Origin of the sequence: Streptomyces sp. NPDC101181 (assembly GCF_044767975.1) — a bacterium.
Lineage (GTDB): Bacteria > Actinomycetota > Actinomycetes > Streptomycetales > Streptomycetaceae > Streptomyces.
In genome coordinates this window covers 236,228-261,789 of the sequence record NZ_JBIWOX010000007.1, presented here as the reverse complement: position 1 = coordinate 261,789, position 25,562 = coordinate 236,228, and the positions used below count along the sequence as shown (strand labels likewise).

Sequence of the window (25,562 nt, the reverse complement as noted above, 5' to 3'; positions counted from 1 at the left end):
CCGGCCGCGCCGGACACGGACACGTCCCTCGGTTGAGGGGGAAGGCTGTCGGCGCCCGGAATAATCAGCTGTCCGGCTCGGACGCCTTCGATATATTCATTCACCATGGAATCGTTGAGTGAGAAAGCCATCCGGAATTCCTTTGTGAACTGCACCAAAGGTGAGGCCTCCCGGTTGCGGCTCCCTCTCGACTTCGGAGAACTGGACTGGGACGATCTGGACTTCCTCGGCTGGGTCGACCCGGGGGCGCTGCTGCGGTCGCACATCGTCCTGCCGGGGCCCGACGGTCCGCGCGGCATCACGCTGCGTGTTTCGAGCGCTGCCCGCAAGAGCGCGGTGAAGTCCAGCATGTGTCAGGTATGCCTCACGGCGCATTCGTCGTCCGGGGTGAACCTCTTCGTCGCCCCGCTGGCCGGCCCGTCCGGGCGGCAGGGCAATACCGTGGGCATCTATCTGTGCGCGGACCTCGCCTGCTCCTTGTACATGCGGGGGAAACGGCAGCCGAAGCTGCGTTTCCGCCAGTTCGAGGAATCCCTCACCGTCGACGAGCGCATCGCGCGAGCGATGGACAACCTGAACGGCTTCGCGGACAAGGTGACCAGTGCCGCCTGAGAAAACCCGTCTCCGGGAGTCCGCCCGGCGGGGTCACCAGGCACACTTCGTACGTAAACAGTCGAGCCACCGAAGGACTCAGGCATGATCACGTTGACGAAGGAAGACGGCCCGGCGGACCTGGGCGGGGTGACTCACCTGTCCATCGGGGTCTCCTGGGACCCGACCGTCGGGAGCAGCGGCGGCCTCATGGGGAAGCTCCGGCAGAAGGCCGGGACGGACCTCGATCTGATCGCCATCGCGTTGCAGGGTCCCGACCCGGTACGGCTGGCCGGTCTGGACTCGCTCGACCCGCTGGGCAACGGCTCGCTGGTGCACAGCGGGGACAACCAGACCGGGCACGGGGACGGTGACGACGAGACGGTCACCGTCGAACTGGCCCGGGTGCCCACGAACATCACGTCGATCGTCTTCGTCGCCGCCGCGTACAAGAAGCGCAGCGCCTTCAAGAACGCGCGCAACATCAGCTTCAAGGTCTACGACGCCACGGGCGGCAGCACGCAGCAGGTCGCCGACATCTGGCCGAGCATGCTCACCGACGACAACGGCTGCGCCGTGGCCAAGGCCATCCGGGACGGCGCGGGGTGGAAGCTCCAGGTGATCAACGAGACCGGGAAGATCAAGCAGGGTGACGAGCAGTCCCTGATGCGCTTCGCCGTGAGCGGATAGCCCGGGACGTGCGGGAATTACCCCCCTACGTCGGAGGCCCGGAAAGCCCGTGAGGTGCGGGGAGATCCCGTGGTCCCGGTGGCGGCCGGGGGTGACACACGGATGCGGCTGCGGAACCGTCTTCTACGGTTCCGCAGCCGCATCGCGTTCTTGTGCCGGGACCCTGAGCGCTGTCAGGGACTCCCGGACCGGCTCAGTACGGCCGGTGGGGCCGCCCGGGTGTCAGGGGCGGTCGTCCAGGCCCGGGGTGTCCCCGTTGCGCGACTCGGCCTCGGCCTGCTTCGCCTGGACCTCGGGGTCGAGGTCCGCGCGCTCGCTGCCGTCGACCGTGCCGAGCGGCCGGTCGTCGCCGACCTCGGTGGCCACGGGCGGCTCGACCAGCCAGTCCGGATTGGCCTGCTTGTCCCACCAGCGCCAGGCGGCGTAGGCGCCGCCCGCGACGACGCCCAGGATCAGGAAGCCCCTGGTCGCCCGGCCTGCCTTGGCCCGGCGCTGCTGCTTACGGGCGAGCTTCTGGATGTCCTTGGCCGTGACCTGCGTACGCAGCGCGGCCAGGGCGGCGGCACTGCGGGCGGAGGCCTGCTCGGCCACGGGCTGGGCGACGGCCCGCGCGTGCTCGACGCGCGGCGCGGTGTAGTCGGCGGCGGTGCGCGCGGCCTTCCGGGTCGAGACGGCCGCACGGTGTGCGGCCTCGTCGACCTTGGGCGGCACATGGGTCCGGGCCTGTTCGAGGCGCGGGGCGAGATGGGACGCGTACTGCACACGGGCCTGCTTGGCGGCCTTGTTCACCTTCGGCGCGAGGCGAACGCGGGCCTCGTGCGCGTAGTGGGCTGCCTGCGCCTTGGCCGCGTCGGCGTAGGGCGCCACCACTTCCGCGGCGTGCTGCGCGCTGTCCTTCGCCGAGTCGGTTGCGGCGCGCACGCTGTCGATGCGGGTCACGGGATCCTCCTCCTTGGTGGCGGGTTGGTAGACCGCCTGTCCGCCCAGTTCGAAATCATGCCTGCCAAGACCATGACCAGCATGCGGGACGGGCATCCGGGTCATGATCGCCTTTTGGGGCATAACGGTTTTCGTGCTCATAACGGTGTATCGGAGTCTGCCGACGACAATGCCACGGTTCGCTCGCGAACGCGCCGTTTCGCCAGGCATCCGGCCGTACATTTCCCGTTACGTGGGAGGATCGGCGGACGTCAGCGAAGGATTACGGAAGGCAGACCGTGGCCGAGCAGCTTTACGCCACCTTGAAGACCAACCGGGGCGACATCGAGATCCGGCTTCTGCCGAACCACGCCCCCAAGACCGTCAGGAACTTCGTCGAACTGGCCACCGGCCAGCGCGAGTGGGTCAACCCGGAGACCGGTCGGTCGACCACGGACCGGCTGTACGACGGCACGGTCTTCCACCGGGTCATCAACGGGTTCATGATCCAGGGCGGCGACCCGCTGGGGAACGGCACCGGAGGCCCCGGCTACAAGTTCGCCGACGAGTTCCACCCGGACCTGGCCTTCACCCAGCCGTATCTGCTGGCCATGGCCAACGCGGGCCCGGGGACGAACGGCTCCCAGTTCTTCCTGACCGTGTCGCCCACGGCCTGGCTGACCGGCAAGCACACGATCTTCGGCGAGGTGGCCGACGACGCGGGCCGCCAGGTCGTCGATGCCATCGCGGCCGCCCCGACCAACCCGCGCACCGACCGTCCCCTGGAGGACGTGGTGATCGAGTCCGTGGTCGTCGAGACCCGCTGACCGCCTCCGCGACCGCCCGCTGACCGACTCCGCCACGGCCCCCGTCCCCCTCGCCTTTCCGACCGCCCGTCGTGGCCCGCGGGCCGGCCGCCCGCCGCGCTTCGCCTGAGCGGACGGACGGACGGGCCGACCGGAGGGTGGACGGGCGGGTGGCGGGGCAGGCGGTCAGGCGGTCGGCCGGGCGGGAACCAACCGCCCCGCCCGGCCGTACTGTTGATAGCGGGCCGGCGGGGCGGGCGGGTCCGCGCCGCCGACGCCCGAGGACCGAGAGGCAGGCCAGCACCGATGGACCAGCAGCCCCCGGCAGACCGTGAGGCATCGGCGGGCGGCTCGCCGACGCCGACCTGCTACCGGCATCCGGGCCGGGAGACGGGGATCAGCTGCACGCGCTGCGAGCGGCCGATCTGCACCGAGTGCATGGTCAGTGCCTCGGTCGGCTTCCAGTGCCCCAACTGCGTACGCGAGGGTTCCGGCACCGGTCACTCCCCGGCGGCGAGCCGCCCGCGCACCCTGGCGGGCGGGACCGTGGCCGCCGATCCGCGGCTGGTCACCAAGATCCTGATCGGTATCAACGTCGCGGTCTTCGTCCTGGTCGCCGCCGCCGGTCCCACGCTGCTCAACGACCTGACGCTGCTCGGGCGCGCCTGGGACCCCACCCCGCCGCCGGGGACCGTCGAGGGTGTCGCCGAGGGCCAGTGGTATCGCCTGGTGACCTCGATGTTCCTGCACCAGGAGGTGTGGCACATCGGGTTCAACATGCTGGGGCTGTGGTGGCTCGGCGGACAGCTGGAGGCGGCGCTCGGCCGGTCCCGCTACCTCGCGCTCTATCTGCTGTCCGGCCTCGCGGGCAGCGCCCTGACCTATCTCATCGCCGCGCCGAACCAGGCTTCGCTCGGCGCCTCCGGCGCCGTCTACGGCCTGTTCGGCGCGACCGCGGTCCTGATGCGGCGGATGAACTACGACATGCGCCCGGTGCTGGTGCTGCTGGCGCTGAACCTGGTCTTCACCTTCACCTGGGGCGGCATCGCCTGGGAGGCGCACGTCGGCGGTCTGGTGGCGGGCGTGGCCATCGCTCTCGGCATGGTGCACGCCCCGCGGCAGCACCGTACGGCTGTGCAGGCCGGCACCTGTGCGCTGGTCCTGCTGGTCAGCCTCGGGGTCGTCGTCGCCCGGACGATCACGCTCACCTGAGCGGAGAGTGAAGCTCTTCACCCCCAGGGTGACCGAAGTTGTCCACAGTCTGCACGAAATCTTGTGCATGACCAGAGGAACAGTCGTTCCCCTCGTCGCTGACCTGGGTTTTCCCGCCTGATATACGGGGTGCAGCCCCCCTCGATGAGGGAGGCTGCGGTCATACCGGCGTCAACTTCAGGGGAAGTTATCCACAGATCGTCAGACCTTTTCCCCCGACTGTGGATAACTCTGTGGGTAACTCAGGGCAAGGCTTGCGCGAGCGGAAGGGCACCGAGTAGGGATCCGACGGCCGACGAAGCGGACCGATGGCCGACGGAGCGGAGAAGGTCCGCTGCTTGCCCTGCGTCCGCTACTTCCACTGCGTCGACACGGCGAAGCCACCGGCGATGAAGCCGAAGCCGACCACGATGTTCCAGTTGCCCAGGGCGTCGATCGGCAGATCGCCTTCGGTCACGTAGAACACCACGATCCAGGCCAGCCCGATGAGGAACAGGGCCAGCATCACCGGAGCCACCCAGCTGCGGTTGGTCAGCTTGATGGCCGTTGCCTGCTTCGCCGGAGGCGGCGTGAAGTCGGCCTTCTTGCGGATACGTGACTTCGGCACGAGGGACTCTCCTGTCGATGCGCTGCGTGACCGCGCAGGGATCTGTGGCGGGCGCCGGGGACGGGTTACCAGGCGATGCCAGGGGGAATGCTGCCTCCCCCGAGCGTCCGTTAGCGTAGTGCTTCCCTGGCGCCTGATGAGATAAGGGTACGTTGAGCAATTCCGCCGACTCCCCCGAAGGCCCGGCCCGGCACACCTCCGCGTGGGCGGTCCGGGGGCTCACCGCTGTCGTCTTCGCCCTGGCCGGACTCATCTTCGTCACCAGCGCCAACACCGCCAAGGGCACCAACCTGCGCAGCGACTCCTCCCTGCTCAAGCTCTCCGACCTGATCAGGGAGCGCAGCGAGAAGAACGCCGAGCTGAACCGGTCGACGGCCGTCGTGCGCTCGGACATCGACGCCCTGGCGCAGCGCGACGACGGCTCCACCAAGGCCGAGGACGCCCGGCTGGAGGCCCTGGAGAAGGCCGCGGGCACCACCGAGATCACCGGCGACTCCGTCAGCGTCACCCTCAACGACGCGCCTCCCGACGCCACCGCCAACCCGGGCTACCCCGAACCGCAGCCCAACGACCTGGTCATCCACCAGCAGGACCTCCAGGCCGTGGTGAACGCGCTCTGGCAGGGCGGGGCCCGCGGTATCCAGGTCATGGACCAGCGGCTCATCTCCACCAGCGCGGTCCGCTGCGTGGGCAACACCCTGATCCTCCAGGGCCGCGTCTACTCCCCGCCGTACAAGGTCACCGCGATCGGCGACCCGGGCAAGCTCAGGCGGGCCCTCGACGACTCCACCGCGATCCAGAACTACCAGCTGTACGTGAAGGCCTACGGGCTCGGCTGGAAAGTCGACGAGGACGAGGCGGTGACTCTTCCCGGGTACTCGGGCACAGTGGATCTCCATCACGCACAGCCTGTGGAGTGAGCCCGAGCTGAGCCCCGGGGAGGCCGTCCGGTGTCGGTGCGCTTCGTCGTCAGGACCTTCAGCGAACTGTGCGTCACCGTGGGCACGTTGATCGTGCTCTTCGTCGCCTACGTCCTGTTCTGGACGGGGGTGAAGGCCGCCGACGCCGCCGAGGGCGAGATCGACACCCTGCACGGCCAGTGGGGGGCCCGGGAGCCGGTGACGCCCGCCCCGCCACCCGCGCCGCCCCCGGCCTCCGGCGGAGCCTCCCCCTCCTCTTCGCCCTCCGGCTCCGCCGAGCCCCCGTCGTCGGCGGCCCCGGCCCCCTACCGCGCCGGAAAGCCCTTCGCGACGATGCGCATCCCCCGCTTCGGCTCCGGCTGGGAGTGGCCGGTGCTGGAGAACACCGAGGTCAGCACCTTGCGGAAGGGGCTCGGCCACTACAGCGGTACCGCCCGCCCCGGTGAGACGGGCAACTTCGCGGTGGCCGGGCACCGGCGGACGTACGGCGACCCCTTCAAGGACTTCCCCGAACTGCGCCCCGGGGACGCGGTGATCGTCAACGACGGCGCCACCTGGTTCACCTACCGTGTCGTCAAGGAGCCGTACCGGACCGTGCCCGGCGACACCGCGGTCGTCGACCCCGTGCCGCGCGGCTCCGGCTTCGAGGAGCCGGGCCGCTATCTGACGCTCACCACCTGCGAGCCGGAGTGGGGCAGCAGCCACCGGCTGATCGCCTGGGCCCACCTGGACGCGACCCGGCCGGTGAGCGAGGGGAAGCCCCCGGAACCCGCCGGGTGACCCGGGCCCGCCCCGTGGTTTTCCACAGCTGACCCACGCTCGTGCCGCGGCCCTCTAATCTGGTGCGAGTACCGAACGGAGGAATCAGCATGTACGGCTGGATCTGGCGGCATCTGCCGGGCAACGCATGGGTGCGGAGCGTCATCTCGCTCGTGCTGATCCTGGCGGTCGTCTACGCACTGTTCCAGTACGTCTTCCCGTGGGCGGAGCCCCTGCTCCCGTTCGGTGACGTGACCGTCGACGGCGAGGGCGGCGGAGCGGGGGCCGGCCAGTGAGCGCGCGCATCCTCGTCGTGGACAACTACGACAGCTTCGTCTTCAACCTCGTCCAGTACCTCTACCAGCTCGGCGCCGAGTGCGAGGTGCTGCGCAACGACGAGGTGACCACCGCCCACGCCCAGGACGGCTTCGACGGGGTCCTGCTCTCGCCGGGCCCCGGCACCCCCGAGCAGGCCGGGGTCTGCGTCGAGATGGTCCGCCACTGCGCGGACACCGGTGTTCCGGTCTTCGGCGTCTGCCTGGGCATGCAGTCGATGGCCGTCGCCTACGGCGGTGTCGTCGGCCGGGCCCCCGAGCTGCTGCACGGCAAGACCTCCCCGGTCACCCACGAGGGCCAGGGCGTCTTCGCCGGGCTGCCCTCCCCCTTCACCGCGACCCGCTACCACTCGCTCGCCGCCGAACCGGCCGCGCTGCCACCGGAGCTGGAGGTCACGGCCCGCACGGCCGACGGCATCATCATGGGGCTGCGCCACCGTGACCGGGCCGTGGAGGGCGTCCAGTTCCACCCCGAGTCGGTGCTCACCGAGCACGGCCATCTGATGCTCGCCAACTGGCTGGTGCGGTGCGGCGACCAGGGGGCCGTCGCCCGCTCGGCGGGGCTCGCGCCGGTGGTGGGCAAGGCCGCCGCGTGACCCCGGGCCGCCCCGAGGACGCCGGAGAGGAGGGCGGGCCGGACACACCGGGGACCTACGAGCCGGACGCGGCCCTCGTGGCGGCGGTGGGCGGCCTCGCGGACCCCCTGACCGATCCGCTGCCCGGCCGGCACGGCTCACCGTGGTTCCGGGCGGACACCATCCCGGGCAGCCGGTCCGGACAGGGAGCCTCCGCTTCCGACGGACCGGAGCGCGGGACCTCGGCGCACGGCACCCCGGCGCAGGGGACCCGAGCGCAGGAGCCCCCGGCGCACGGAACCGGAGCGCACCCGACCGGAGCACCGACGGCCCCGGCGCCGACGGCCCCAGCACCCACGCCTCCGGCGTATGGGAACCGGACCTACGAGAGCCGTACGTATGAGACCCGGGCGTACGAGACCCGGGCGCATGAGAATCGGGTGCTCGAGGCCCCGAGGGCGCGGACCTCGGCCACCGAGCCCCCGCAGCAGGCGTTTCACGGCCTCCAGCAGCCCCAGGGAGCGCCGGACGAGTGGTATGACCCCGAGGGCTACCAACGCGACTGGTACGGCCCTCAGCGGCCCTCTGCGCCCGAGGAGACGCAGGGTCGGTCACGGCATCTGCCGCGGACAGCGGACCCCGTGGCAGATCTCCTGACGGATCCCGCGGCGGACTCCCGGCGAATAGCGCCGTCCGGGGAGTACGCGTACGCGGACCCCGCGGCGACCGGGATGCCGGTGACGCCCGCGGAGGGGGCTCGCCCATCGGGTCCTGGATCCGCCCCCGCCCCCGGAGCCGCCCCCGAACCGCGTACCGAGGTCATCGACCGTGTCTCCGCCGAGCCGTCCCCCGCCCCCGGAGGACGGGCCGAGAGGCGGAGGGCGGCCAAGGGGCGCGGCCGTCGTCGCCCGGCGGCCACGGGACCGGCCGCTGCGGCGACGGCGGCCGCGCCCACCGCGCCCCTGTCCCGGGTGGAGGCGCGGCGCGCGGCGCGGGCGGCGAAGGACAGCCCGGCGGTGGTCGCCAGCCGGGTGGTCGGTGAACTGTTCATCTCCCTCGGCGTGCTGATGCTGCTCTTCGTGACCTACCAGCTGTGGTGGACCAACGTCCGGGCCGAGCAGATCGCGGGCCGCGAGACCAGCAAGATCCAGGACGAGTGGGCCAACGGCGACCGTAAACCCGGGGTGTTCGCCCCCGGTGAGGGGTTCGCGATCATGCACATCCCGAAGCTGGACGTCGTCGTCCCGGTGGCCGAGGGCATCGACAAGGAGAAGGTCCTCGACCGGGGGATGGTGGGCCACTACGGCGAGGGCAGTCTGAAGACGGCCATGCCCGAGGACAAGCAGGGCAACTTCGCGGTGGCCGGGCACCGCAACACCCACGGGGAGCCGTTCCGTTACGTGAACAAGCTGAACCCCGGCGACCCGATCGTGGTCGAGACACGGGACGCGTACTACACGTACGAGATGTCCAGCATCCTGCCGCAGACCTCGCCGTCCAACGTCTCGGTGATCGACCCGGTGCCGGTGGGCTCGACGTTCACCGGGCCGGGCCGGTACATCACGCTGACCACCTGCACCCCGGAGTTCACGAGTACCTACCGGCTGATCGTCTGGGGCAAGATGGTCGACGAACGGCCGCGCAGCGAGGGAAAGCCCGACGCTCTCGTGGGCTGAACCATCATCACGACAGGGGCGGTGCGGTGGCAGCGAGGACCGAGCACGACGAGCGGACCGATGCGCCCGAGTCACCGGCGCCCGAGCGCTCCCGGCACCCGATCGCCACCGCCGTCAGCGTCTTCGGCGAGCTGCTGATCACCGCGGGCCTGGTGCTCGCGCTGTTCGTCGCGTACTCCCTGTGGTGGACCAACGTGCTCGCCGACCGGGAGGCGGACCGGCAGGGGGACACGGTCCGCAGCCGCTGGGCGGACGGGCCGAGCGGTCCGGGCGCCCTGGACACCAAGGACGGCATCGGCTTCCTGCACGTCCCCGCGATGGACAACGGCGAGGTGCTGGTCAAGAAGGGCACCGACCCGAAGAACCTGAACAACGGCATCGCCGGCTATTACACGGACCCGGTGAAGTCGGCGTTCCCCTGGGACGACGAGGGCAACTTCACGCTGGCCGCGCACCGGGACGGGCACGGCGCCAAGTTCCACAACATCGACAGGCTGAAGAACGGTGACGCGGTCGTCTTCGAGACCAAGGACACCTGGTACGTCTACAAGGTCTACAAGTCGCTGCCCGAGACCTCGAAGTTCAACGTCGACGTGATCCAGCCGGTGCCCGAGGAGTCGGGCGTCAAGGAGCCGGGCCGCTACATCACGCTCACGACCTGCACCCCCGTCTACACCTCGCGCTACCGGTACATCGTCTGGGGCGAGCTGGAGCGTACGGAGAAGGTCGACAAGGACCGCACGCAGCCGGTGGAGCTGCGCTAGTCCCCCCCCCGGTCACGGAGCACGGCACAGGGCCCCGGTCACCTTCGCGGTGACCGGGGCCCTGTGATCTGTGCCGGGGCGGGCGGTCAGCCGCCCGGACCTCCGAAGAGGCCTCCCCCGCCGCCCTCGATGGTGACCAGGGTGACGGTGCTGCCCTTGTCCGCCTCGCTGGTGGGGGCCGGCTGGCTGGTGATCACCCGGGCGTCCGGCTTGTCGACCGAGCCCGGGGCGAGCTGGACGACGAAGCCGAGCCCTTCGAGCTGCCCCTTCGCGTCCTGGTAGGACTTGCCGCCGATGTCCCCGGGGATCTGGACCTTCTGCGGCTCCTCCTGCTTCGGGCCCTTGGAGACCTTGAGGACGATCTGCGCGTCCTTGGCCTGCTTCCCGGGCGACGGGGTCTGCTCGACGACCGTGCCCTGCGGCTTCTCCGAGTCCACGTCGGTCCGGGAGATGTTGCTGAAGCCGATGCCCTGGAGCTGTTGCTGCGCCGCGTCGAAGCTGCGGCCCTGCATGTCCGGCAGGTCCAGCAGCGCCTGCTTGGCGATCGTGATGGTGATCTCGGCCCCGTCCTCGGCGGACTCGCCGCCCTTGGGGTCCTGCTTGATCACCGTGTTCTCGGCCTTCTCCGACTCCCGGGTCTCGACGTTGACCGTGAAGCCCTTGCCCTCCAGGACCTCGCGGGCGCCGTCCTCGGACTTCTCCAGGACGTTGGGGACCTCGATCTTGGGGGCCCCGGTGGACACGACGACGGTGACGGTGCCGTCCTTGTCCATCTCCGCGCCGTTCTGGGGGTCCTGCGAGCAGATCTGGCCCTTCTCCTGCTGCTCGCAGGCCTCCTCGGAGCCGACGGTCACCTTCACACCGGCGTTGTCCGCCAGTTGTTCCGCCTCCTTGACCGTCGACCCGACCAGGTTCGGCGCCTTGATCCGGCCGTCGTCGCCGCTGGAGGAGAAGATGACCCGGCCGATCAGGACGGCCCCGATCAGCACCAGGACGGCGGCGACGACCAGCAGGATCGTGGAGGTGTTGCTCTTCTTCTGCTGCTGACGCCGACGCCCGGCGCGGTCGTCGTAGCCGTAGCCGCCGTCGTCCGGATTGACCGGTGGCAGCATCGAGGTCTGCCCGCTGTTCGGGTCGGCGGAGCGCAGCGCGGTGGTGGGCTGTTCGGCGCTGTAGCCGTCGTAGCCGCCGTACCCCGCGGCGCCCATCGCCGCCGCGGCCGCGACCGGCTGGCCGTCGAGGCAGGCCTCGATGTCGGCCCGCATCTCGTCGGCGGACTGGTAGCGGTAGTCCGGGTCCTTGGTCAGCGCCTTCAGGACGATCGCGTCCATCTCGGGCGTGATCTCGGGGTCGAAGGTGCTCGGCGGCTGCGGCTCCTCCCGTACGTGCTGGTAGGCCACCGCCACGGGCGAGTCCCCGACGAACGGGGGCCGCACCGCGAGCAGCTCGTACAGCAGGCAGCCGGTGGAGTACAGGTCGGAGCGGGCGTCGACCTGCTCGCCCTTGGCCTGCTCCGGGGAGAGGTACTGGGCGGTGCCGATGACGGCCGCGGTCTGCGTCATCGTCATCCCGGAGTCGCCCATGGCGCGGGCGATGCCGAAGTCCATGACCTTGACCTGGCCGGTGCGCGTCAGCATGACGTTCGCCGGTTTGATGTCGCGGTGGACGATCTGGGCCCGGTGCGAGTACTCCAGGGCCTGGAGGATGCCGACGGTCATCTCCAGCGTGCGCTCGGGGAGCAGCCTGCGGCCGGAGTGCAGCAGCTCCCGCAGCGTCGAGCCGTCGACGTACTCCATCACGATGTACGGGATGGAGACCCCGTCGACGTAGTCCTCGCCGGTGTCGTACACGGCGACGATCGCGGGGTGGTTGAGCGAGGCGGCCGACTGGGCCTCTCGGCGGAACCGGGCCTGGAAGGACGGGTCGCGGGCCAGATCGGCCCGGAGCGTCTTCACCGCTACGGTGCGGCCGAGCCGGGTGTCGTGGGCGAGGTAGACCTCGGCCATGCCACCACGGCCGAGCACCGAGCCCAGCTCGTACCGGCCGCCGAGGCGACGCGGCTCTTCCATAACTGTTCCAGCCCTCTCCGTCAGTCCGACCGCACCCGTGTGAGGTCCGCGGCGGTGCGCTGTTCGCGCATACGCTACCGGGCACCGGTGACGTGATCAGCCCGCACCCGGCAGCCGATATCCGACCGGTATGCGATGCGCCGGTGTGGACGGACGGCCGCCGTGACGGGCCTCACTTCTTGCTGTCGATGACCGCCTTCATCACGTTCTTCGCGATGGGGGCGGCCAGTCCGCCACCGGAGATGTCGTCCCGGTTGGCGTTGCCGTCCTCGACCACGACGGCGACGGCGACCGGTGAGCCGTTGTCGGTCTTCGCGTACGAGATGAACCAGGCGTACGGCTTCTCGCTGTTGTTCAGACCGTGCTGGGCGGTACCGGTCTTGCCGCCCACTGTGACGTCCGGGATCTGCGCGTTGGTTCCCGTGCCGTCCTTGACGACGCTCTCCATCATCTGCTGGAGCTTCTGCGCGTTCTCCCCGGAGACGGCACGGCCCAGCTCCTCGGGCTCGTGGGTGTAGACCGGGTCCAGGTTGGGCGCCTGGCGCTCGGAGACCATGTACGGCCGCATCAGCTTGCCGTCGTTGGCGATGGCCGAGGCCACCATGGCCATCTGGAGCGGGGTGGTGCGGTTGGAGGCCTGGCCGATGCCCGCCATCGCGTTCTGCGGCTTGTTGTCCTCGGGGTAGATGCTCGCGTCGGCGCGGACGGGGGTGAAGACTTCCTTGTTGAAGCCGAACTTGTCCGTCTGCTCGATCATCTTCTCGTTGCCGACGTCGTCGCTGACCTTGCCGAAGACGGTGTTGCAGGAGTACCGCAGGGCGTCCCGCAGCGAGGCGTCCTTGCAGGGGATGCTGCCCTCGTTCTTCAGCTCCACCCGGGTCTGCGGCAGCGTCCAGGGCAGCGGGGAGTCCGTCTTGGCGTCGATGTCGTCGTAGAGGCCGTTCTCCAGCGCCGCGGCCGCGGTGACGACCTTGAAGGTGGAGCCCGGGGGGTAGGTCTCGCGCAATGCCCGGTTGAGCATCGGCTTGTCCTTGTCCTGGAGGAGCTTCTGCCGGTTGTCGGAGTCCTTCATGGAGTTCCCGGCGAAGACCGAGGGGTCGTAGGACGGGGTGCTGGCGAGAGCGAGCACCGCGCCGGTCTTGGGGTCCAGGGCGACGACAGCGCCCTTCTTGTCACCGAGGCCGTCGAAGGCGGCCTTCTGGGCGTCGCCGTTGAGGGTGGTGACGATGTTGCCGCCGGTCTTCTTGTCGCCGGTGAACATCGACAGCGTCCGGTCGAAGAACAGCTGGTCGCTGTTGCCGGTGAGGATGTCGTCCTCCAGGCTCTCCAGCTGCGAGGAGTCGAAGGCCTGCGAGGAGTAGCCGGTCACGGGGGCCCACAGGGGGCCGTCCTTCCAGACCCGCTTGTACGTGAAGTCGCTGTCCTTCGTCTCCACGGATCCGGTGATCGCCTTGCCGTCCACGATGATGTCGCCCCGCTCGTGGGCGTAGCGCTCGATCTGGACGCGGCGGTTGTACTTGTGGCTGTTCAGCTCGTCGGCACGGACGTACTGGAGCCAGTTGTCCCGGATGAGCAGGGCGAGCACGAGGATGCCGCAGAAGAGCGCGATCCGACGCAGGGGCTTGTTCACGGTCGGACCACCTGGGTCATCTCGGCGTCGGTCGACGGGGCGGGGGCGGGCGCCGGGCGGCGGGCGGTGTCACTGATTCTGATCAGGATGGCGATCAGCGCCCAGTTGGCCAGGACGGAGGATCCGCCCGCCGCGACGAAGGGCATGGTCATACCGGTGAGCGGGATGAGCCCCATCACGCCGCCGGCGACGACGAACACCTGGATGGCGAACGAACCGGAGAGGCCGATGGCGAGGAGCTTGCCGAACGGGTCGCGGGCCGCCAGCGCGGTGCGTACGCCGCGTTCGACGATCAGGCCGTAGATGAGGAGCACGGCCATCATTCCGGCGAGCCCCAGTTCCTCGCCGACGGTGGCGAGGATGAAGTCGGAGTTGGCGGCGAAGCCGATCAGGTCGGAGTGTCCCTGTCCCAGGCCCGTACCGAGGGTGCCGCCGGAGCCGAAGGCCATCAGGGACTTGGCCATCTGCTCGCTCGCCGCCTCCTTGCCCCACCCGGCGAAGGGGTCGAGCCAGGCGGTGACGCGCTGCTGGACGTGCGGTTCGAACGAGGCGACGCCGACCGCCCCGATCGCGGACATCAGCAGACCGAAGACGATCCAGCTGGTGCGCTCGGTGGCGACGTACAGCATCACGACGAACATGCCGAAGAAGAGCAGCGAGGAGCCGAGGTCGGTCTCGAAGACCAGGATCAGGATGGAGAACGCCCAGACCATCAGGATCGGACCCAGGTCGCGGCCCCGGGGCAGGTAGAGCCCCATGAACCGGCGGCTGGCCAGGGCGAGCGCGTCCCGCTTGACCATCAGGTAGCCCGCGAAGAACACGGTGATGATGATCTTGGCGAACTCACCGGGCTGGATCGTTCCGACGCCGGGGATCTTGATCCAGATCTTGGCGCCGTTCACCGCCGGGAAGAACATCGGCAGGATCAGCAGGAACAGCGCCACGACCATGGAGATGTACGTGTAGCGCTGGAGGATGCGGTGATCCTTCAGCACGGCCAGCACGACGACCAGCAGAGCCACCCCGATGGCGGAGAACAGCAGCTGCTTGGAGGCGGCGGGCGCGAACGTCTCCAGGGCCTGGAACCGCTCGGACTGGTCCAGGCGCCAGATCAGCGCCAGTCCCAGTCCGTTCAGCAGCACGGCCAGCGGCAGCAGCAACGGGTCGGCGTACTTGGCGAACCTGCGGACCACGAGGTGGGCCACGCCGCCGAGCAGCGCGAGCCCCGCCCCGTAGCCGAGCATGCCCGAGGGCAGCTCCCCGTTGAGGGCGAGGCCCACGTTGGCGTAGGCGAACACCGAGATGGCGACGGCGAAGACGACGAGCGCCAGCTCGGTGTTGCGGCGGCTCGGTGCGTCGATCGCGCCGATGGTGGTCGTGTTGGTGACAACGCTCATGGTGCTGAAGGCCCCCTACGGCTTACTGCTTACCGCACTGCGGGACCAGCTTCTGCTCTTCCTCCGAGAGGCTGGGGCCGGGAGTGGGAGCTGCGGTCGTCGCGGTCCCCTTGGCGGGGGACGTGGCGGAAGTCCTGGCGGCGGGGGCTCCGGCGGTGCCGCCGGCCTCGCCCTCGCCCGTACGGGCCCTGTTCTCGGCCTCGGCCGCGCGGCGCTGCGCGTCCTTCTTGCAGGCGGACGCCTGGGCGGCGAGCTCGGTGACCTTCTCGCGGGCGTCGCTGAGACTGCCCTCGGCGATGGTCGCCTCGACCTGCTTGCGCTGGTACGGCGGCAGGTACTTGAGCTCGATCTCGGGGTGGTCCTTCTCGACCTTCGAGAGGGAGACCCAGGCGAGGTCCTGGCTGATGCCCCGGAACAGGGCGACGTTCTTGTTCTGCGCGCCGACGTAGTACTGGGTCTGCGTCCAGCGGTAGCCGCCGTACAGACCGCCGCCGATCACCGCCAGGGCGAGCACGATGTAGACGGAGCGCTTGAGCCATTTACGCCCGCCGCCCCGTACGACGTAGTCGTCGTCCGTATACGCCTCGTAGGAGTCGTCCGGCATCCCCCCGTAGCCGCCGCTGTCGCCGCTGCCGGGCGGGCCGAAGCCACCGGCGGGCGGGGCGGCGGGGCGGCCGAGTCCGGCGGCGCGTCCGGCGGGCGTCTGCATGGCCCCGCCGTCGCCCAGCTGGGCCTGGTTCTCGGCGACCGCGCCGACGACGACCGGGGTGTCGTTGAGCTGCCCGGCCAGGGTGTCGTTGCTGTCGACGTCCAGGACGTCGGCCACGATGCAGGTGATGTTGTCGGGGCCGCCGCCGCGCAGGGCGAGCTGGATTAGCTCCTGGATGGTCTCCTGCGGGCCCTGGTAGCTGGCCAGGGTCTCTTCCATCGTCTGGTGGGAGACGACGCCGGAGAGGCCGTCGGAGCAGATCAAGTAGCGGTCGCCGGCGCGGACTTCGCGGATGGAGAGGTCCGGTTCGACGTGGTCGCCGCTGCCCAGAGCCCGCATCAGCAGGGAGCGCTGGGGGTGGGTGGTGGCCTCTTCCTCGGTGATCCGGCCCTCGTCGACGAGACGCTGCACCCAGGTGTGGTCCTGGGTGATCTGCGTCAGCACGCCGTCGCGCAGCAGGTAGGCGCGGGAGTCGCCGACGTGGACCAGGCCGAGCCGCTGACCGGTCCACAGCAGGGCGGTGAGCGTGGTGCCCATGCCCTCCAGCTGGGGGTCCTCCTCGACCATGACGCGGAGCTGGTCGTTGGCCTGCTGGACCGCGGTGCCCAGCGAAGTCAGCAGGTCGGAGCCGGGGACGTCGTCGTCGAGCTGGACGAGGGTGGAGATCACCTCGGAGCTGGCGACCTCCCCGGCCGCCTGGCCGCCCATGCCGTCGGCGATGGCGAGGAGGCGGGGCCCGGCATAGCCGGAGTCCTCGTTGCCCTCGCGGATCATGCCCTTGTGCGAACCGGCGGCGAAGCGCAGCGACAGACTCATGCGCACCTGCCCCGTCGACTCCGCCTCGGGGTACAGCCTGTCTCGCGCCACCCTGCCCACCCTCCGGTCGGGAACCGGGCAGCGTCCGTCGTCCAGGCCGCCGCGGCTCGCTCGCTCCGCTCGCTCATTGTCGTACTACTTCCGCAGCTCGATGACGGTCTTGCCGATACGGATCGGCGCGCCCAGCGGAATCGGTGTCGGGGTGGTGAGCCGGGTCCGGTCCAGATACGTGCCGTTGGTGGACCCGAGATCCTCGACGATCCACTGGCCGTCCCGGTCCGGGTAGATCCTGGCATGCCTGCTGGAGGCGTAGTCGTCGTCCAGCACGATCGTCGAATCGTGGGCCCGGCCCAGGGTGATGGTCTGGCCCTGGAGCGCGACCGTCGTGCCCGTGAGCGTGCCTTCGGACACGACCAGCTTCGTGGGTGCCCCGCGGCGCTGCCGACCGGGCTGCTGGCGCTGCTGGGGCGGCGCCGCTTGTTGTTGTTGGCGGCCCTGCTGCGGACGCGTCTCGGCGGCAGTACGGCGTGAGCCGCGCTGCGTGACGCGCGTTCCGAACAGATCGCTGCGGATGACCTGGACGGCCACGATGACGAACAGCCACAGAACAGCCAGGAAACCTAGCCGCATGACCGTCAGGGTCAGCTCTGACATTGCCCCCGCTTCACCCTTCGGCTTGCCGGTAAACGATGGTGGTGCTGCCCACGACGATCCGCGAGCCGTCGCGGAGCGTAGCGCGGGTGGTGTGCTGCCCGTCTACCACGATGCCGTTGGTAGACCCGAGATCCTGGATCGTCGAGGGCGTTCCGGTCCGGATCTCACAGTGCCGGCGCGATACGCCGGGGTCGTCGATCCGCACGTCGGCGTCGGTGCTGCGTCCCAGCACCAGCGTCGGGCGGGAGATCTGATGGCGGGTGCCGTTGATCTCGATCCAGCGTCGCGTCCGGGCGTCCGGCAGCGGGCCGGACGCGGCGGGCGGGCGCCGGTCGTTCGCGGGGCCGGAGGGCCGTGCGGAGCCCGGCGGCGGGGCCGCGGGCATCGGCGGAGCGGCGCTCGGAGGGTAGCCGTAGCCGCCGTCGGGGGCCTGCGGGGCGGGGCGTCCGGCGGCGGGGCGCTGGGGCTCGCCGGGACCGTGCTGGTCCTGCTGTGACGAACTCGACGCCAGGGTGCGGCTGCGCACGCGGTAGAGGCCGGTGTCGAGGTCGTCGGCCTTCTCCAGGTGGACCTTGATCGGTCCCATGAAGGTGTAGCGCTGCTGCTTGGCGTAGTCGCGCACCAGGCCGGAGAGCTCGTCGCCCAGCTGGCCCGAGTAGGGGCTGAGCCGCTCGTAGTCGGGGGTGCTGAGCTCGACGATGAAGTCGTTGGGGACGACGGTCCGCTCGCGGTTCCAGATCGTCGCGTTGTTGTCGCACTCCCGCTGGAGGGCGCCCGCGATCTCGACCGGCTGCACCTCGGACTTGAAGACCTTGGCGAAGGTGCCGTTGACCAGCCCTTCGAGGCGCTGCTCGAAACGCTTCATGACCCCCATGGGGCACCTCCTCCGGTGTTCTCGTCCCTGTACTGCTTACTGATCGTATCCACGCGTCGGGAAATCGGCTGGTTCCCCTTGTCTGGGCTGTGGATGAGTGTCACCCCTCACACGGATCGTAGAGGTGGCCTCCTCACAGTGTCCCGCACCCGGGACGCACTCTGGAGGAGTGGGGGCAGCGGCCCGGGGTTCCCGCTTCCCCTCCGGGAGCCGGTGAAACAACGGATGTGAATCCACCCAGTCCAGCGTGCTAATCTTCCGGATGTCGCCAGGCGCTCGCACCACTCGGTGGGAGAGCCTGAAAACACCACTCATGCGCGAGTGGCGGAACGGCAGACGCGCTGGCTTCAGGTGCCAGTGTCCTTCGGGACGTGGGGGTTCAAATCCCCCCTCGCGCACGACGGCAGTTGCTCGCAACTGTCAGGTCGGTTCGACAGAACCCCCGCACCGGAGAGATCCGGTGCGGGGGTTCTCCGTTGTCCGTCCGTGCCGACAGCAACCTCGTTCGCCCGCGCTTACAGCGACCTTTCGCCCGTGCCGACGGCGACCTCGCGGCAGCGGCCGGCCCCGGGCTCGGTGTTCCTTACGGCCGGGCGGGGTACGGGCGGAGGAGGGGCCCGGTTCGGGCGGCCTGGCGGAAGGGGCGGCGTGGTCGGCGGTGCCGGTCCGCGAGGCGCGGTTTCCGGACAGACGGAAAGCCGGAGCGGCGGCGCGCTTGCTTACGCTGGCTCCAGAGGTCGGATCGACGGCGACTCGGCGGTGCAGGGCCGAGGCGCACAGAATGTCCCGGAGGCGGAACATGGCGAAGCAGGCTCGCGCGGTCCAGACGTGGCGGACGATCGTGGACGCCGCGGCGAGTGTCTTCGACGACTACGGCTACGAGCGTGCCGCCATCTCGGAGATCCTCCGCCGGGCCAAGGTCACCAAGGGGGCGCTGTACTTCCACTTCGCCTCCAAGGAGGCGATCGCCCAGGCGATCATGGACGAGCAGGTGTCCACGGTCGACTTCACGGTGGTCGGCTCGCCGCTCCAGTCCCTGGTGGACGTCGGCCAGCAGTTCGCCTTCGCGCTGCGCCACAACTCGATGGCCCGCGCCGGTACGCGGCTCTCCATCGAGGGCGTCTTCCTCGGCGGCCCGCACCCGTGGGGCGACTGGATCGACGCGACGGCCCGCATGCTGGAGCTGGGGAAGGAACGCGGCGAGGTGTTCCCCCAGGTCGACCCGGTGGTGTCGGCCAAAATCATCGTCGGCTCGTTCACCGGTATCCAGCTGATCTCGGAGGCCGACACCGGCCGCCTGGACCTGCGGGAACAGGTGGCACAGATGTTCCGCCACATCCTGCCGTCCATCGCCCATCCCGGTGTGATCGCCCACATCAAGCCGGAAGGCCGGGTGGACCTGGAGGCCCAGGCGCGCGAGGAGGCGGAGCGCGAGGCCCAAGAGGCCCGCGAGGCGCAGGGCACCGGGCCGGCGGGAGAGGCCCGGGAGGCGCGGGAAGTGCCGGGGAGCGGTGCTGTCTCCGGGGTCGATGCGGGCGTCCGGCCGACCGGTGCGGGGGTGGCGGCCGGAGGGGTCGTCTGATCCGCTGGTTGGGCACCGGCTCGTGCTGACTTCGGGCACGGATTCGCGCTGTTCGGGCAGCGAGTGGTGTCGTCGGGCGCGGGGCGTGGGGGAGCTCGGGTTCGCGTAGGCGCGGGTGGGGTCGCCGATGTGCACGGCTCTGACCGGTGTGCCCGGCTCTGTCGGCGTACATGGGATCCGCGGGCGGGCTGTGTTTCACGTGAAACGCCCGGTTCGTCGCGGTGGTCGGCTGTGCCGGGGCCGCGGAGTTCCCAGGATTCCGCAGCCCCGCTGTCGTGCGCTCTCGGGCTGTTCGGTCCCTTGGTTCGGTCCGTTGGCCCAGCCTCTTGTTCTGCCGGTGTTCTCAGGCGGCGAGGCGGGAGGCGAGGGCCTTGGCCTTCTCCCGGGCTTCGCTGAACGCCTGGGTGCGGGAGGCTTCGGCGAGCGGGATCAGCTCCGCCATCGACGGCTTCGAGTGGGCGAGGGTCAGTTCCGGAACGATGAAGTCGACCTCGACGGAGAACATGGTGGTGAGCACTTTCTCCACGTAGTTCTGGACAAATTCGAAGCTCTCTCGGGGCGTCCCCGGAGCGTACGAACCGCCCCGGCTGGCGACGACGGTCACGGGGACGCCGGCGATGGAAGTGTCCGGTCCCGAGTTGTGCCCGACGATGATCACTTGGTCCAGCCATGCCTTGAGGGTGGACGGGATCGTGAAGTTGTACATGGGCGCACCGATCAGGACGGCGTCCGCCGCGGCCAGTTCCGCGGCGAGCTCCCGGCGCAGCGGGTCGTCGGCGCCCGCGGCCACGGCGGCGGCGCTCAGGTGGGGCAGGGGCTCGGCGGCGAGGTCACGGTGGACGACGGTGCCGTCCGGGTGCTGTTCGCGCCAGGCCTCCACGAACGCAGCGGTGACATCGCGGGACGCGGAGCCCTGCGGGAAGACGGCGGAGTCGAGGTGCAGCAGCGTGGCCATGGAGGTCTCCACAGAGGGCGAAGGGAAGAGGGGGACGGAAGGGGAAGGGGGCGGGCACCTGTGGGCTCCCTTCCGTACGTAACTAGTAATAGCACAGTTCCTTACTTTTCATAAGTGACCCACGGCGGCGCAGTACCCTGAGGGCATGGCGGAGCACAGTGAGCAGGCCTGTCAGCGGGTCGATGTGGGGATCAGTCGCGTCTTCGAGCTGCTCGGCAAGCGCTGGACCGGCCCGATCGTCTCGGTGCTGTTGCGGCGGCCGGTGTACTTCGCCGAGCTGCGGCGGGCGATCCCCGGGATCAGTGAGCGCATGCTTTCCGACCGGCTGACCGAACTCGGCGCGGCCGGTCTGGTGATCCGCGAGGTCGACGAGGGCCCGCCGCTGCGCGTCGCGTACCGCCTCACCGAAGCAGGTGCCGCCATGGAGCCCGCCCTCAAGGAGCTCGGGCGGTGGGCGAACACGCACCTGGCGCCGGAGCGCGGAACCGGCTGCTGACGATCCCCGAGCCGACCGTCTGTGGTCCCGGCGTCGGTTGCTGACGACTCCGTCAGCTGCTGACGACTTCAGGGCCGGGTGCTGATGGTGCCGGTCCCTCTCTGTCCTCCTGTTCGGTCCCGGCCTCTGAGGGGTCGCGAACTTCCGGCTGGCCGTAATAAAGATGTATGCTACAACTAATAAATAGTTGTCAAGGCCAACCATGGGAGATCGTTCTGATGTCCGCAGGCTCTCGTACCGCGCCCGGCGCCCCCGCCGGGTCGTTGCGCCATGTACTGGGTCACCTCCTCACGCCCCTGCTGATGTGCGTCGGCATGGGGCTCGCCTACCTGGGGGCCTTCCACGCCCCGCAGCCGCACGAGTTGAGGGTGGACGTCGTCGGGTCCGGGCCGAGCGCACAGGTCCTGGCCCAGACCCTCCAGGACCGGGCGGACGGCGCGCTGAGCGTGCGGACGGTCGCGGACCGCTCCACGGCGGTGGAACACCTCAGGACCCAGGACAGCTTCGGGGCGTACCTCCCGGGCGCGAGCCCGGAACTGGTGGTGGCCACCGCGTCCTCGGACACCAGCGCCACCGTCGTCGAGAAGGTCTTCACCGCGGTGGCGGCCGAACAGGGCGCGCCCTTGAAGGTGACGAACGCGGCGCCGACCGCGGACGGCGACCCGACCGGTCAGGGTGTCTTCTTCCTGCTGGTCGCGATCAGCATCGGCTCGTACGCCTCGGTCGCCGTGATCGGTGGTGCGGGCGGTGCGCTGCCGCTGCGGACGCGGGCCGCTCTGGTGGCGGGCGCGTCCCTGGTGGTGAGCCTGATCGGGGCGGTGTTCGCGGGACCGCTGTTCGGTCTGGTCGACCACGGGCTCGCCGGGCTGTGGGGGCTGGCTTGGCTCTACTCCGCGGGCATTCTGCTGATCGGCGTCGGGCTGCACACCTTCCTCAAGCGGTGGACGACGCTCGGCGTGATGGTCCTGTTCGTCATGCTCAACTTCACCAGCTCCGGCGGGATCTTCCGCCCCGAGCTGCAACCCGGCTTCTTCGGTTCGCTGCACTCCTTCTGGAACGGCGCGGGCTTCGTCGAGGGAGTGCGCAGTCACGTCTACTTCGGCGGTTACGCGTTCGGCGGTCACGTGCTCGTCCTGGTGCTCTGGTTCGTGGCGGGCCTGGCGATGCTGGGTCTGGCCGGACTGGCCGAGGCACGCAGGCGGTCCGAGCCGTCCCTGGGCCGCGATGCCCCGCGGGGGACCGCGTCGCGGCCCGCTGGAGCGGAGCGGGCGGAAGAGCGGGTCGAGGAGGAACTGGAGGAGGCGGTCGGCGTCTGACCGCGACCTCGGTACCGCCGCCCGGCGGCTGAAGGTGTGGTCTGTGGTCTGTCCACAGGGTGGGGCCGTAGTTGTCCACAGGGGCGGACGGGCCTGCGGGAACGGCGGTACCGTCGTGCTCGGTCGCTGGTGCACAGGACCGCTGCCCGGCGGGAAGGCCGAGCAGCCGGAGAGCGGTACGAGGGTGGGGGAGGCGACGCTCCATGAGCGGAACCGGGGCGACGATGCCGGAGCAGCGTGCTGCGGGGGCGGATCCGCGCATTCCGGTGGTGCCCGGGTTCGCCCGGCGCGGGGCGCCGATCTCGCAGAAGGCGGCCGGGAAGGCGCTGCGGGAGGGGGTCCCGCGCTCCTCGCACGCCTCGCTGCTCCTGCCGGAGGGACGGCCCGACGCGGTGCGCGCGGTCGAGGAGTCGAACCGGGGCCGGGTGCCCAGCCTGACGCCGATACGGGTCGGGCGGATGGCGGCCACACCGTTCGCCTTCCTGCGGGGTGCGGCCGGGCTGATGGCGCATGACCTGATGGGCACCCCCGTCACCGGTGTGGGAGCCCAGCTCTGCGGCGACGCCCACGCGGCCAACTTCGGCCTGTACGGCGATGCCCGCGGCAACCTGGTCATCGACCTCAACGACTTCGACGAGACCGTGTTCGGGCCCTGGGAGTGGGACCTCAAGCGGCTCGCCACCTCCCTGGTGCTCGCGGGCCGGGCCGCGGGGGCCGACGAGGACACCTGCCGCCGCGGGGCGTACGACGCCGCCGGCGCCTACCGGCGCACCATGCGGCTGCTGGCCCGGCTGCCCGCACTCGACGCCTGGAACGCCATCGCGGACGAGGAGCTGGTCTCGCACACCGACGCCCGTGATCTGGTCGGCACCCTGGAGAAGGTCTCCGAGAAGGCCCGCAGGAACACCAGCGCCCGGTTCGCCGCCCGCTCCACGGAGGAGGGCCCCGATGGCGGCTGCCGCTTCGTCGACGCCTTGCCGGTGTTGCGCCGGGTGCCGGACGCGGAGGCGTCGGCGGTGGCGGCCGCGCTCGGCGGCTACCTCTCCACCGTCTCCGAGGACCGGGTGCCGCTGCTCGCCCGGTACGCGATCCACGACGTGGCGTTCCGGGTGGTAGGGACCGGCAGCGTCGGGACCCGGTCGTATGTGGTGCTGCTGCTCGACCACCGCGGCGAGCCCCTGGTCCTCCAGGTGAAGGAGGCCCGTCCGTCGGTGCTCGCGCCCTACCTTCCGGCGGTCGGTTTCGATGTGCCGCACGTGGACCACGAGGGCCGCCGGGTGGTGCTCGGGCAGAAGCGGATGCAGGTCGTCAGCGACATCCTCCTCGGCTGGGCAGAAGTCGACGGGAGGCCGTTCCAGGTGCGTCAGTTCAGGAACCGCAAGGGCAGCGTCGACCCCGCCGCACTCGCCGCCGACCAGGTCGACGACTACGCCCGGATGACCGGTGCCCTGCTCGCGCGGGCGCACGCGCACAGCGCCGATCCCCGCCTGCTCGCGGGCTATTGCGGCAAGAGCGACGAGCTGGACGAGGCGGTGGCCGCCTTCGCGGTGACCTACGCGGACCGTACGGAAGCGGATCACGCCGAGCTGGTGCGGGCGATCAAGGCGGGTCGGCTGGCCGCGGAGTTCGGGATATGACGGGGCTTGCCGCGTGGGGCCGCGGGGCTGGGGGGCCGTGGGGACGGGGGGCTGCGGGCATGGCCGGTCCGTGGGGCGTGAGCCGGTCCGTCAGGGGGATGGGGGCGCGGCCGGTCCGCGGAGGGGGACGGCGGGGACGGACGGGGGCCTTGGAGTGGTGGTGCCGGGCTGCCGGGGCCGCCGTTGTCCCGGACCGCCGGGCCGGGGCCATACGCTGGACGGGTGACCCACGAAGCCACCGGGGTGCCGACCACCCCGAACGATGATGACCGGCAGCATGAAGACCGGCCGGAGGCGCCGCAGCCTCCGCCGGAGGAGAACGAGCCGCGTCCCGAGGCGCGGCTCGCCAAGGCCGTGCAGGCCGCCGAGCAGGCGTTGATCGAGTTCGAGATCGCCGTGGAGACCTTCCGGGTGGAGGTCGAGAACTTCTCCCGGCTGCACCACCAGAAGCTGGGCCCGATGTACGCCCGTCTCGACGAGCTGGACGCTTTGATCGCCGAGGCACGGGCCGCCCGCACCGGTGACCCGGAGGACCGGCGCAAGGCCGAGGAGGCGCGGGCGGCCGTCCTGCCGATGCCTGGTGTCGACGAGCTGTTCCACGACTGGATGGACAGCGACGGGCTGTCCCCGGAGGCCGCTGCCATGCTGACCGAGCAGCCGGTCCGGTCGCCGAAACGGGTCCGGCCGAGCGAGGAGGCCCGCAAGCTCTACCGCGAGCTGGCCCGTAAGGCGCACCCCGACCTCGCGCGGGACGAACAGGAGCGGGCGCGCCGGGACGAGTTCATCGCCCGGGTGAACGCCGCCTATGGGCGCGGTGACATCGCGTTGCTCGAAGAGCTGGTGGCGGAGTGGGAGGCGGGCCCGGCGCGGCCCGCGGTGCCGTTGAGCGAGAGCGAAGAGCTGTACGCCCGGTTGGAGTGGCTCAGCAGGCGCAAGGAGCTGCTGACGGCGGTCGCCAAGGAGCTGGAGGAGGGCGCCATCGGCTCGATGCTCCGGATGGCGCCGGACGACCCGGACCGGTTGCTGGAGGACATCGGTGAGCAGCTGCTGGGCGAGGTGTCCCGGCGTGAGGCCGAGCTCGCGGGGCTGGTGCAGTAGCGTTCCGGGTGACCCGCCGCGTACGTACGAGAGAAGGCATGACCCATGAACTTCGCCCCGCTGCCCTCGGTGGATGCCGCGGCGGTGCCGTCGGACGGCTTCGTCCTGGACGTCCGTGAGAACGATGAGTGGGCGGCCGGTCATGTCGAGGGTGCCCTGCACATTCCGATGAGCGACTTCGTGGGCCGGTTCGGCGAGCTGACCGAGGCCGCCGAGGACGGGCGTCGCGTGCATGTGATGTGCCGGGTCGGCGGCCGGTCGGCCCAGGTCACCCAGTACCTGGTCCAGCAGGGCATCGACGCGGTGAACATCGACGGCGGTATGCAGGCCTGGGACGGCGCCGGGCGCCCCATGGTCACGGACAACGGGACGCCGGCCTTCGTTCTCTGAGAGCCCGGGAGCCGGAGAGCCCGAGAGTTCGCCCGGGAGCCCGGGAGCCGGAGAGTTCGCCCGGGAGCCCCGGGGCTCGGGAGCCT

At 70.4% G+C, this 25,562-nt stretch carries 25 protein-coding genes and 1 tRNA gene; 17 read left to right on the top strand and 9 right to left on the bottom strand.

The features are described 5' to 3' along the window. Positions 1-105 precede the first annotated feature (105 nt). Together ACIRRU_RS13730 and ACIRRU_RS13725 are read left to right on the top strand one after the other, a co-directional pair. Positions 106-612 (top strand): FBP domain-containing protein, encoded by a 507-nt coding sequence (locus ACIRRU_RS13730; protein WP_403679559.1) that lies wholly within the window; start codon positions 106-108, stop codon positions 610-612. Between the two features lie 84 nt (positions 613-696). Beyond that, positions 697-1,281, top strand: a complete 585-nt coding sequence (locus tag ACIRRU_RS13725; protein WP_403679557.1) for a TerD family protein — start codon at positions 697-699, stop codon at positions 1,279-1,281. Between the two features lie 222 nt (positions 1,282-1,503). On the opposite strand, the gene ACIRRU_RS13720 is transcribed toward ACIRRU_RS13725, so the two are convergent. Further along, the gene (locus tag ACIRRU_RS13720) at positions 1,504-2,220 is read right to left on the bottom strand and encodes a DUF5324 family protein (RefSeq protein WP_403679555.1); all 717 of its coding nucleotides are present in this window, start codon (positions 2,218-2,220) and stop codon (positions 1,504-1,506) included. 278 nt (positions 2,221-2,498) lie between these two features. Between ACIRRU_RS13720 and ACIRRU_RS13715 the strand changes: the two genes are divergently transcribed. Next, positions 2,499-3,026, top strand: coding sequence for a peptidylprolyl isomerase (locus ACIRRU_RS13715; protein ID WP_403679553.1), 528 nt, complete (start codon positions 2,499-2,501; stop codon positions 3,024-3,026). A gap of 285 nt (positions 3,027-3,311) precedes the next feature. Then, positions 3,312-4,217, top strand: coding sequence for a rhomboid family intramembrane serine protease (locus tag ACIRRU_RS13710; protein WP_403679550.1), 906 nt, complete (start codon positions 3,312-3,314; stop codon positions 4,215-4,217). Positions 4,218-4,569: 352 nt separating this feature from the next. On the opposite strand, the gene crgA is transcribed toward ACIRRU_RS13710, so the two are convergent. After that, positions 4,570-4,824 (bottom strand): cell division protein CrgA, encoded by a 255-nt coding sequence (gene crgA, locus ACIRRU_RS13705; RefSeq protein ID WP_032776522.1) that lies wholly within the window; start codon positions 4,822-4,824, stop codon positions 4,570-4,572. Between the two features lie 152 nt (positions 4,825-4,976). Here crgA and ACIRRU_RS13700 point away from each other — a divergent pair, with 152 nt between their 5' ends. The 6 genes from ACIRRU_RS13700 (at position 4,977) to ACIRRU_RS13675 (ending at position 9,853) form a co-directional block, all read left to right on the top strand. Further along, complete coding sequence (locus ACIRRU_RS13700) at positions 4,977-5,744, top strand: DUF881 domain-containing protein (protein ID WP_403679547.1); 768 nt, start codon at positions 4,977-4,979, stop codon at positions 5,742-5,744. 30 nt (positions 5,745-5,774) lie between these two features. Then, positions 5,775-6,524, top strand: coding sequence for a class E sortase (locus tag ACIRRU_RS13695; RefSeq protein WP_403679545.1), 750 nt, complete (start codon positions 5,775-5,777; stop codon positions 6,522-6,524). An 89-nt stretch (positions 6,525-6,613) separates the two neighbouring features. Beyond that, the gene (locus tag ACIRRU_RS13690) at positions 6,614-6,799 is read left to right on the top strand and encodes a hypothetical protein (RefSeq protein WP_363204237.1); all 186 of its coding nucleotides are present in this window, start codon (positions 6,614-6,616) and stop codon (positions 6,797-6,799) included. Next, positions 6,796-7,434, top strand: a complete 639-nt coding sequence (locus tag ACIRRU_RS13685; RefSeq protein WP_363204238.1) for an aminodeoxychorismate/anthranilate synthase component II — start codon at positions 6,796-6,798, stop codon at positions 7,432-7,434. The genes ACIRRU_RS13690 and ACIRRU_RS13685 overlap by 4 nt, the downstream gene beginning before the upstream one ends. Before the next feature lie 419 nt (positions 7,435-7,853). Then, a complete protein-coding gene (locus ACIRRU_RS13680) occupies positions 7,854-9,089 on the top strand; it encodes a class E sortase (RefSeq protein ID WP_403679541.1) in 1,236 nt (411 codons plus the stop codon). 26 nt (positions 9,090-9,115) lie between these two features. Further along, positions 9,116-9,853 (top strand): class E sortase, encoded by a 738-nt coding sequence (locus ACIRRU_RS13675; RefSeq protein ID WP_403679539.1) that lies wholly within the window; start codon positions 9,116-9,118, stop codon positions 9,851-9,853. 86 nt (positions 9,854-9,939) lie between these two features. On the opposite strand, the gene pknB is transcribed toward ACIRRU_RS13675, so the two are convergent. The 6 genes from pknB to ACIRRU_RS13645 form a co-directional block, all read right to left on the bottom strand. Continuing rightward, positions 9,940-11,922: a Stk1 family PASTA domain-containing Ser/Thr kinase gene (gene pknB, locus ACIRRU_RS13670; RefSeq protein WP_403679538.1), complete on the bottom strand. Its 1,983-nt coding sequence runs from the start codon at positions 11,920-11,922 to the stop codon at positions 9,940-9,942. Positions 11,923-12,094: 172 nt separating this feature from the next. Continuing rightward, on the bottom strand, positions 12,095-13,552 hold the full coding sequence (locus tag ACIRRU_RS13665) for a peptidoglycan D,D-transpeptidase FtsI family protein (RefSeq protein WP_403679535.1): 1,458 nt from the start codon (positions 13,550-13,552) through the stop codon (positions 12,095-12,097). Next, positions 13,549-14,949: an FtsW/RodA/SpoVE family cell cycle protein gene (locus tag ACIRRU_RS13660; RefSeq protein WP_363204243.1), complete on the bottom strand. Its 1,401-nt coding sequence runs from the start codon at positions 14,947-14,949 to the stop codon at positions 13,549-13,551. The genes ACIRRU_RS13665 and ACIRRU_RS13660 overlap by 4 nt, the downstream gene beginning before the upstream one ends. 22 nt (positions 14,950-14,971) lie before the next feature. Further along, a complete protein-coding gene (locus tag ACIRRU_RS13655; protein WP_403679645.1) occupies positions 14,972-16,474 on the bottom strand; it encodes a Stp1/IreP family PP2C-type Ser/Thr phosphatase in 1,503 nt (500 codons plus the stop codon). Between the two features lie 135 nt (positions 16,475-16,609). Continuing rightward, a complete protein-coding gene (locus tag ACIRRU_RS13650; RefSeq protein ID WP_363204244.1) occupies positions 16,610-17,128 on the bottom strand; it encodes an FHA domain-containing protein in 519 nt (172 codons plus the stop codon). A 10-nt stretch (positions 17,129-17,138) separates the two neighbouring features. Then, on the bottom strand, positions 17,139-18,002 hold the full coding sequence (locus ACIRRU_RS13645) for a DUF3662 and FHA domain-containing protein (RefSeq protein ID WP_363204245.1): 864 nt from the start codon (positions 18,000-18,002) through the stop codon (positions 17,139-17,141). Between the two features lie 315 nt (positions 18,003-18,317). Between ACIRRU_RS13645 and ACIRRU_RS13640 the strand changes: the two genes are divergently transcribed. After that, positions 18,318-18,400 (top strand) — tRNA-Leu (locus ACIRRU_RS13640). 401 nt (positions 18,401-18,801) lie between these two features. Beyond that, positions 18,802-19,584: a ScbR family autoregulator-binding transcription factor gene (locus tag ACIRRU_RS13635; RefSeq protein WP_403679531.1), complete on the top strand. Its 783-nt coding sequence runs from the start codon at positions 18,802-18,804 to the stop codon at positions 19,582-19,584. Positions 19,585-19,927: 343 nt separating this feature from the next. Here ACIRRU_RS13635 and ACIRRU_RS13630 read toward each other — a convergent pair whose 3' ends face one another. Further along, positions 19,928-20,539 (bottom strand): FMN-dependent NADH-azoreductase, encoded by a 612-nt coding sequence (locus tag ACIRRU_RS13630; RefSeq protein WP_403679529.1) that lies wholly within the window; start codon positions 20,537-20,539, stop codon positions 19,928-19,930. A 145-nt stretch (positions 20,540-20,684) separates the two neighbouring features. Between ACIRRU_RS13630 and ACIRRU_RS13625 the strand changes: the two genes are divergently transcribed. The 5 genes from ACIRRU_RS13625 to ACIRRU_RS13605 all read left to right on the top strand — a co-directional run bounded on the left by ACIRRU_RS13625 (position 20,685) and on the right by ACIRRU_RS13605 (position 25,476). After that, the gene (locus tag ACIRRU_RS13625; protein ID WP_403679526.1) at positions 20,685-21,035 is read left to right on the top strand and encodes a winged helix-turn-helix transcriptional regulator; all 351 of its coding nucleotides are present in this window, start codon (positions 20,685-20,687) and stop codon (positions 21,033-21,035) included. A 218-nt stretch (positions 21,036-21,253) separates the two neighbouring features. After that, positions 21,254-22,351, top strand: coding sequence for a hypothetical protein (locus ACIRRU_RS13620; protein WP_403679525.1), 1,098 nt, complete (start codon positions 21,254-21,256; stop codon positions 22,349-22,351). Between the two features lie 203 nt (positions 22,352-22,554). Next, on the top strand, positions 22,555-23,988 hold the full coding sequence (locus tag ACIRRU_RS13615) for a DUF2252 domain-containing protein (protein ID WP_403679523.1): 1,434 nt from the start codon (positions 22,555-22,557) through the stop codon (positions 23,986-23,988). 222 nt (positions 23,989-24,210) lie between these two features. After that, positions 24,211-25,086 carry a J domain-containing protein gene (locus ACIRRU_RS13610; protein WP_403679520.1) on the top strand — a complete coding sequence of 292 codons (876 nt, stop codon included), beginning with the start codon at positions 24,211-24,213 and terminating at the stop codon, positions 25,084-25,086. A gap of 45 nt (positions 25,087-25,131) precedes the next feature. Further along, the gene (locus ACIRRU_RS13605; RefSeq protein ID WP_010071374.1) at positions 25,132-25,476 is read left to right on the top strand and encodes a rhodanese-like domain-containing protein; all 345 of its coding nucleotides are present in this window, start codon (positions 25,132-25,134) and stop codon (positions 25,474-25,476) included. Positions 25,477-25,562: the final 86 nt, after the last annotated feature.